The sequence below is a fragment of the Acidimicrobiales bacterium genome (genome assembly GCA_036273495.1).
Classification (GTDB): domain Bacteria; phylum Actinomycetota; class Acidimicrobiia; order Acidimicrobiales; family JAJPHE01; genus DASSEU01.
Window position 1 is genome coordinate 20,546 of sequence record DASUHN010000185.1, and the last position, 6,818, is coordinate 27,363.

6 protein-coding genes are annotated in these 6,818 nt (G+C 74.2%); 4 read left to right on the forward strand and 2 right to left on the reverse strand.

Annotation, left to right across the window (positions count from 1 at the left end; translation table 11 throughout):
- The first annotated feature begins 4 nt into the window (after nt 1-4).
- A complete protein-coding gene (locus VFW24_07865) occupies nt 5-1,198 on the forward strand; it encodes a zinc-binding dehydrogenase (protein ID HEX5266675.1) in 1,194 nt (397 codons plus the stop codon).
- Nucleotides 1,198-2,004 (forward strand): methyltransferase domain-containing protein, encoded by an 807-nt coding sequence (locus tag VFW24_07870; GenBank protein ID HEX5266676.1) that lies wholly within the window; start codon nt 1,198-1,200, stop codon nt 2,002-2,004. Before VFW24_07865 ends, VFW24_07870 begins: the two co-directional genes overlap by 1 nt.
- A gap of 1 nt (nt 2,005) precedes the next feature.
- On the opposite strand, the gene VFW24_07875 is transcribed toward VFW24_07870, so the two are convergent.
- Nucleotides 2,006-2,824, reverse strand: coding sequence for a DUF429 domain-containing protein (locus VFW24_07875; protein ID HEX5266677.1), 819 nt, complete (start codon nt 2,822-2,824; stop codon nt 2,006-2,008).
- A gap of 53 nt (nt 2,825-2,877) precedes the next feature.
- On the opposite strand from VFW24_07875, the gene VFW24_07880 reads away from it, so the two are divergent.
- Nucleotides 2,878-4,317, forward strand: coding sequence for a sugar transferase (locus VFW24_07880; GenBank protein ID HEX5266678.1), 1,440 nt, complete (start codon nt 2,878-2,880; stop codon nt 4,315-4,317).
- 67 nt (nt 4,318-4,384) lie between these two features.
- Nucleotides 4,385-5,677, forward strand: a complete 1,293-nt coding sequence (locus VFW24_07885) for a glycosyltransferase family 39 protein (GenBank protein HEX5266679.1) — start codon at nt 4,385-4,387, stop codon at nt 5,675-5,677.
- On the opposite strand, the gene VFW24_07890 is transcribed toward VFW24_07885, so the two are convergent.
- Entirely contained in the window at nt 5,572-6,708 is a 1,137-nt protein-coding gene (locus tag VFW24_07890) for an acyltransferase (protein HEX5266680.1), read from the reverse strand. The genes VFW24_07885 and VFW24_07890 overlap by 106 nt on opposite strands.
- Nucleotides 6,709-6,818: the final 110 nt, after the last annotated feature.

Here is a 6,818-nt window from a genome sequence, read left to right on the forward strand (position 1 = left end):
GGCCGTGAAAGCACTCGTCTTCCGCCACAACCTGGCCCGCGAGGCGTTCTCCAAGGTCGGGGGCGCCCTCGACCATCGGGCGTTCGTGGCCCGCTTCTCCCCGGTGAGCCTCGAGGACATACCGGAGCCGGCGTCTCCCGGCCCGGGCTGGGTCGGCTGCGACACCGTCGTGAGCGGCATCTGCGGGTCGGACGCCAAGCAGATCTTCCTCAACGGGGCGCGCGACAACCCGCTCACCGCGCTGCTCTCGTTCCCACACGTGCTCGGCCACGAGGTGGTCGCCACTCGCCGCGACACCGGACAGCGGGTCGTGGTGAACCCCTGGCTGTCGTGCGGGCCGCGGGGCATCGACCCGCCGTGCTCGGCGTGCGCCGAGGGCCGTTACCCGTGGTGCCGCAACTTCACCTCGGGGATGCTGGACGCCGGCATCCACCTCGGGAACTGTGCCGGGGCGCCGGGCGCCCACGCCGAACGGTTCTACGCCCACGAGGAGCAGATCTTCCCCATCCCGGACGGGATGGACGACGAGGAGGCGGTGCTCTCGGACCCGGCGGCGGTGTCGCTGCGCACGATCCTGCTGGCCCCGCCGCAACCGGGCAAACCGGTGCTCGTCTACGGCAGCGGCACCCTGGCCCTGGCCGCGGTGGGGTTGCTCGAGGTCCTGTATCCCGACTGTGAGGTGTGGCTGGCGTGCCTGCCGGGGCCGGCTGCCGGCATCGCCGCCCGGCTCGGCGCCGAGGCCAGCTTCGGCTCCGGCCCGGAGAACGTGGTGGCCGAGGTGGCGCGCCGCTGCGGGGGCCAGCGGCTGCGGCCGTGGAGCGGGAAGGAGTGGCTGCAGGACGGCCCGGCGGTGGTCTACGACACCGTCGGCAGCCCCGAGACGGTCGAGACCTCGCTGCGGGTGCTCGACACCGGCGGCACGCTCGTCATCAGCGGGGTCGAGCCGCCGTCCCGCTTCGAGTGGACGCCGCTGTACTTCAAGGAGCTGCACGTCGTCGGCTCCAACGCCTTCGGGATCGAGGCGGTCGGCGGGGTGAACAAGCACGCCTTCGAGCACTACTTCGACCTGGCGGGCCGGGGTCTCGACCTCACGCCACTGATCACCCACCGCTTCCGCCTCGAGCAGTGGCGCGACGCCGTCGCCACCATCGCCGAGCGCAAGAAGACCGGGTCGGTGAAGGTGCTGCTGCGTCCTTGATGGCGTACACCCACGGCCACCACCCCTCGGTACTGCGCAGCCACACCTGGCGGACGGCGACCAACTCGGCGGCGTACCTGCTGGGCTCGCTGCAGGCCGGCCAGGATCTGCTCGACGTCGGCTGTGGTCCGGGCACCATCACCTTGGACCTGGCCGAGCTGGTGGCGCCGGGGCGGGTGGTGGGTGTCGACGCCGCCGCCGAGGTGGTGGCCCAGGCCGACGAGCTGCGGCGGTCGCGCGGCGTGCCGAACGCCGAGTTCCGCGCCGGCGACGTCTACGGCCTAGACCTTCCCGACGCGTCGTTCGACGTGGTGCACGCCCATCAGGTGCTGCAGCACCTCACCGACCCGGTGACCGCCCTCGTCGAGATGCGCCGGGTCCTGCGGCCGGGCGGGATCCTCGGCGTGCGCGACAGCGACTACGGCGCGTTCGTGTGGTGGCCGGATGTGCCCGAGCTCACCCGCTGGACGGAGCTGTACCACCAGGTGACGGCGCGCAACGGCGCCGACGCCGACGCCGGCCGGCGCCTCTTCGGGTGGGTGCAGCGGGCCGGGTTCGTCGATGTGGTGGCGGGCAGCTCGACGTGGACCTTCTCCGATCCGGAGAGCCGGGCGTGGTGGGCGGGGTCGTGGGCCGAGCGGGTGGAGCGTTCGGCGCTGGCCGACCAGGCCGTCGCCTACGGGCTCGCCGACGCCGCCGAGCTCTCCGCCATCGCGGCCGGATGGAGGCGGTGGGCGGAAGCGGCGGACGGGTTCTTCGCCGTGCTGCACGCCGAGGTGCTGGCCCGCTGCCCGGTGGCGCTCTAGGTCACCCGGCGGGCGACGCGGGGTCGAGCAGAGCCGCCTGGCGCTCGTCCACCGGGGTGACGATGGCTCCCGACGCCCAGTCACCCAGCACGCGCACCCGGCCTCCCCCGTCCCTCCGGTCGGCGGCCAGGGACCGCGCCACGTAGGCGCACACGTGGGCGTCGAGCTCGTCCTCGACCCGCTCGAGGTCGACGTGGCGCGCCGCTCCCGTGACCGCCGTCCGGAGCAGCTGCCAGCGGGGGCCGGCGCCGGCGCCCAGGCCCGGGTCCCGGCCCGCCAGCGCCTCGATCAGGCCGACCAGCCGGGCCATCTCGGCCCGCCGCAGCTCGACGCCCCGCCCCCGCCCGGCCTTGTAGGTGAGTCGGGTCGGCAGCCCGAAGAGGGCCACCAGGGCCGAGTGCGGGTAGACTTCGACGGCCAGGCCCCGCCGGCTGCGCTCGGCGTCGCCGGGGTCGAGGACCAGCCCCAGCCGCCGGGCCAGCGCCGCCGCCCGGCCGCCGTCGACGAAGGCCGGCATGGACCGGTTCGACGGGTAGGCGCCGGCGCCCTGAGCCCGGAACGCCCGGCTCACCAGCTCCTCGCAGCGCCGCCGCCCGGACGGGTTGGTGACCGCGAGCGGGGCGTCGAAGCCGACCACGGCCGGCCCCGGGGCGTGCTCCCCGATCCAGCCGACGATCTGGTCGTCGGTCACCAGCGTGGCCGACGCCACGACCGTCCCGTCGGGGGCCACGGCGCACAATCCGCTCGGCGCCCTCCGCCCCCACGCCAGGTCCACCCCGACCACGCTTGCGCTCCGGCCCCGGCCCGGGATGTCGATCACACGGCCCTCCGGATTTTTCCGCGGGATTGGCGCGGCGACGGCGTTCACGGTACATGACCATCGACGTCGGCCTTGCGGTGCCCACGGCGGCTGATGCTGACCTGGCGTCACTGCCGGTGGCGGTAACCCCGGCCACTCCACCCTGGCTCGATCTCGTCGAGCGGGTCCACGCCAGTGGACCCTCGGCGGCGCCGATGGCGGCCGACGCCGCCCTCCTCGCCCTCGCCACCCTGGCCCTGGGTCTGCCCCCCCGGGCCGGGGTGGCGTTGGCGGCGCTGGCCCTCCTGGGCCTCATCGCCGGGCGCCACTACGTGACCCGATCGACACTGGAGACCCAGGGGATCGCCTGGTACCCGCCGCGGGTGGCCGCGAGCTGCGCGGTGGCCACCGCCGTGGTGGCGGCGGTGGCCGGCCCCGGGGTGACGGCCTGGCGGGTCGGCGGGGCCGGCCTGACCGGCTTCTGCGCCCTGGTGGCGGTGCGGGCCGTGACCTGGTTGGTCCTCAGCACCACCCGCCGCCGGGGTCTGGGGCTGCGCCAGACGGCCGTCCTCGGCAGCGGGCCCCGGGCCGAGCTGGTGGTGAGCAAGCTCAACGACTTCCCCGAGGCGGGCCTGGCCCCGACGATGCGGCTCGACCCGGCCTGGGGCGAGGGAGACGGCGGCATCTGGGCGTCGGACGAGGCGGGCCTGGCGATGCGTTCGGGCGACATCCGCCAGATCATCGTGGTGCCGGACGGGAACCCCGAACCCGAGCTGCGGGACTACCTGGACGAGGTGACGGGGGTGGACGTTGCCCTGGTGCCACCGTTGGCGGAGCTGTTCTTGATCCCGAGGGGCCGGACCTTCCAGGTCGGCGGCCTGCCCCTGCTGCCCGTGGGCCGGGTGGGGCGCCCCCCGCACCGCCACCCGGCCAAGCGGGCCCTCGACCTGGTGGGCTCGCTCCTGGCCCTGGTGGTGTTGTCTCCGGTTCTCGCGCTCTCGGCCCTGGCCATCAAGGTGACCAGCGAGGGGCCGGTTATCTACCGGCAGCGCCGGGTGGGCCGGGACGGCCAGCTGTTCGAGATCTGGAAGTTCCGGACGATGTCGGTGGGAGCCGAGGGCGCCGTGGTGGACCTGCGCGACCGCAACGCCGCCGACGGCCTGCTCTTCAAGATCGAGCACGATCCGCGGGTGACACCGGTGGGGCGCATCCTGCGCCGGCTGTCGGTCGACGAGCTGCCGCAGCTGGTCAACGTGCTGAAGGGGCAGATGAGCCTGGTGGGCCCGCGGCCGCTGGCGGTCGACCCCGAGAGCTTTGCCCCCGCCGAGCGGGGCCGCCACGCCATCGCCCCGGGGATCACCGGGTACTGGCAGGTCAACGGGGGTAACGCCCTCACCTACCAGGAGATGATCAAGCTGGACCTGGCGTACATCCACGGATGGACGCTGTGGCTCGACGTCCTCCTCCTGGCGAGGACGGTTCCGGCCCTCGTGCGCCGGCGCGGCCCCTGGTAGGGGCGCAGCAGGGTTCCGGGCGGTCCCTCCGCCCGGGCCCGGGCCGGCCCTCTGCTAGGAATCGGCCGTGGCCGGGGGCAGGTCGGGGCTGCAGCGGTCCACCGTGGTCTGGGGGTCCGTGATCCTGGCGGGGGCGCTGGCGGTCCGGGTCGCCTACGTGGCGCTCACCTCGGGGTACCGCACCGTCTACGACGCCGGTGACTACTACCGGATCGGCGTCTCGCTGGCCCACGGCCACGGGTTCGCCCCCTCCGTGTACGCCGCCGGGGCGTCGGCGTTGCGACCCCCCCTCTATCCGCTGTTCCTGGCCGTGCCGTTCTGGGCCGGCCACGACTCGGTCACCCTGGCCCGTCTCCTCCAGGCCGTCCTGGGCGTCGCCACCGTGGCCCTGATCGGCGTGCTGGCCGGTCAGCTGTGGGGACGCCGGGCCGCGCTGGTCGGGGCCGCCCTGGCCGCCGCCCTGCCCGCCCTGGTGGTGATGGGGGGCGTTCTCATGACCGAGCTGCTGTTCGTCACCCTCATGGCCGCGGCCCTGGTCGCCGCCCTGGCGGCCCGGACGTCGCCGCACCGGCTCCGCTGGGCGGCCGGCGCCGGGGCCCTGGGGGGGCTGGCCGCTCTCGTGCGGCCCAACGGGGCGGCGGTGGTGGTGGGGGCGGCGGTGGTGGTGGGGACCGGCCTGCGGGGCCACCGGCGCCGCGCCCTGCAGGCGGCGGGCGTCGTGGTGGCCGCCGCCGTGGTCGTCGTCCTGCCCTGGACGGTCAGGAACGCCGTCACGTTCCACGCCTTCGTGCCGATCTCCGACTCGACCGGGTTCAACCTCGCCGGCACCTACAACAGCCACCAGGCCCGCGCCCCCGAGCCGCTGACGGCGTCGTGGGGCTACCCGCCCGCCACGCCCGGGCCCGCGGCCCGGTTCTCGGGCCCGCACCCGAGTGAGTACGTGCTGATGGAGCGGCTCCAGTCCGACGCCGTCCGCTACGCCGAGCACCATCCTCTCTACGTGGTCGAGACGACGGCGTTGAACAGCTGGCGGATCCTCGGCGGTCAGCCCTCGTACTGGCTGCACTTCTCCGGCCTGTCCGTGGGCGTGGGCGCCACCGCCCAGGACGCGTGGTACGCCGGGTGGCTGGCCCTGGCGGCCCTGGGGGCGCTCGGGCTGGTCCTGGCCCCGGTGCGCCGGGGTGTGCCGGTCGGCGTGTGGCTGGTGCCGCTCCTGTTGCTCGTCTCCGCCGCCCAGGTCGACGGCGAGGCGCGCTACCGGACCCCGCTCGAGGTCTTCGTGGTGCTCGTGGCCGGCGCCGGGCTGGCCGAGCTCCACGACCGCCGCAGCAGCAGGAAGGGTCGCTCGACGACGGCGTAGCTGACCGCCCCGACCGCCAGTGAGGCGGCCACCGAGGCGACCAGCAGGCCGGGGAACCCGGCGGGCACCACCCGGGCCAGCGCCTCCACGATCGGGGCGTGCCAGAGGTAGATGCTGTAGGAGACCATCCCGACCAGCCCCAGGGCCCGGAGTTGCAGCACCGTCGTGGCCAGCCCGCGGTCGAGAGGCAGCACGCACGCCGCCAGCACCAGGAAGCACCCGAGGGCCAGCAGCTCGTTGTGGGACCAGAGCCAGGCGTGGATCATCCACAGCGCCACGCCGGTGGCCACCCACAGATCGCTGCGGCGCAGAGGGCGGGGCAGGCGCGAGGTGACGCGCTCGGGTCGCAGGCAGGTGAGGTAGGCCAGGACCATCCCGGGAAGGAAGTAGAAGGCGTTCGTGGCCGGCGAGTACTGCCACGAGAGCGGGCTGTCACCCGTCACCGACAGGTTGAGGGCCAGGGTCACCCCGACGAGACCGGCCAGCGCCGCCGCGCCCCGGAGCGCCGAGCCCCGGGTCGTGCGGAACAGCAGCCAGCCCACGAGCGGCAGCACCACGTAGAACTCGACCTCCACCACGATCGACCAGGTGGGGGCGTCGATCTGGAGGAGCGAGCCCCGGAAGAAGTTCTGGGTGAAGGTGAGAAAGGCCCACCACTGGGACCGGGTGGCGCCCTCGACCACCAGGTAGGCGACGATCACGACGTAGTAGAGGGGCAGGATGCGCAGGGCCCGGTTGCGGCCGTAGCGGCCCAGATCCGGCGCCTCGGCATCGGCCCAGCACCACCGGGCGAAGGGCAGGAACAGCAGATATCCCGACAGGGCGTAGAACAGGTCGACGCCGTTGCCGGTGGCGGCCAGCAGGCGGTCCCGGAACGAGCCGAATATGGCGGCGGGGTCGTAGTTGTGGGCGTAGCCGTAGCAGTGCTCGACGATCACGGCCAGAGCCGCCACCGCCCGCACCGCTTCGAGGCGGATCGAGCGGGGCTCCCCGGCCTGGACCAGCCTGCCTCCGGGCTCGCGACCCGCCATGGGGGCCAGCATGCCATCCGCCCGGCGCCCGTCAGGTCCCCGTCAGGAGTCGTCCGTCGGGAACCGTCCGTCAGGAACCGTCCGTCAGGAGCTGTTGCGGCCCAGCCCGG

Bases quoted from the DNA above. Each gene is read 5' to 3' on its own strand.
- VFW24_07890 (HEX5266680.1), bottom strand. From the start codon at position 6,708: ATGGCGGGTCGCGAGCCCGGAGGCAGGCTGGTCCAGGCCGGGGAGCCC.
- VFW24_07880 (HEX5266678.1), top strand. From the start codon at position 2,878: ATGACCATCGACGTCGGCCTTGCGGTGCCCACGGCGGCTGATGCTGAC.
- VFW24_07870 (HEX5266676.1), top strand. From the start codon at position 1,198: ATGGCGTACACCCACGGCCACCACCCCTCGGTACTGCGCAGCCACACC.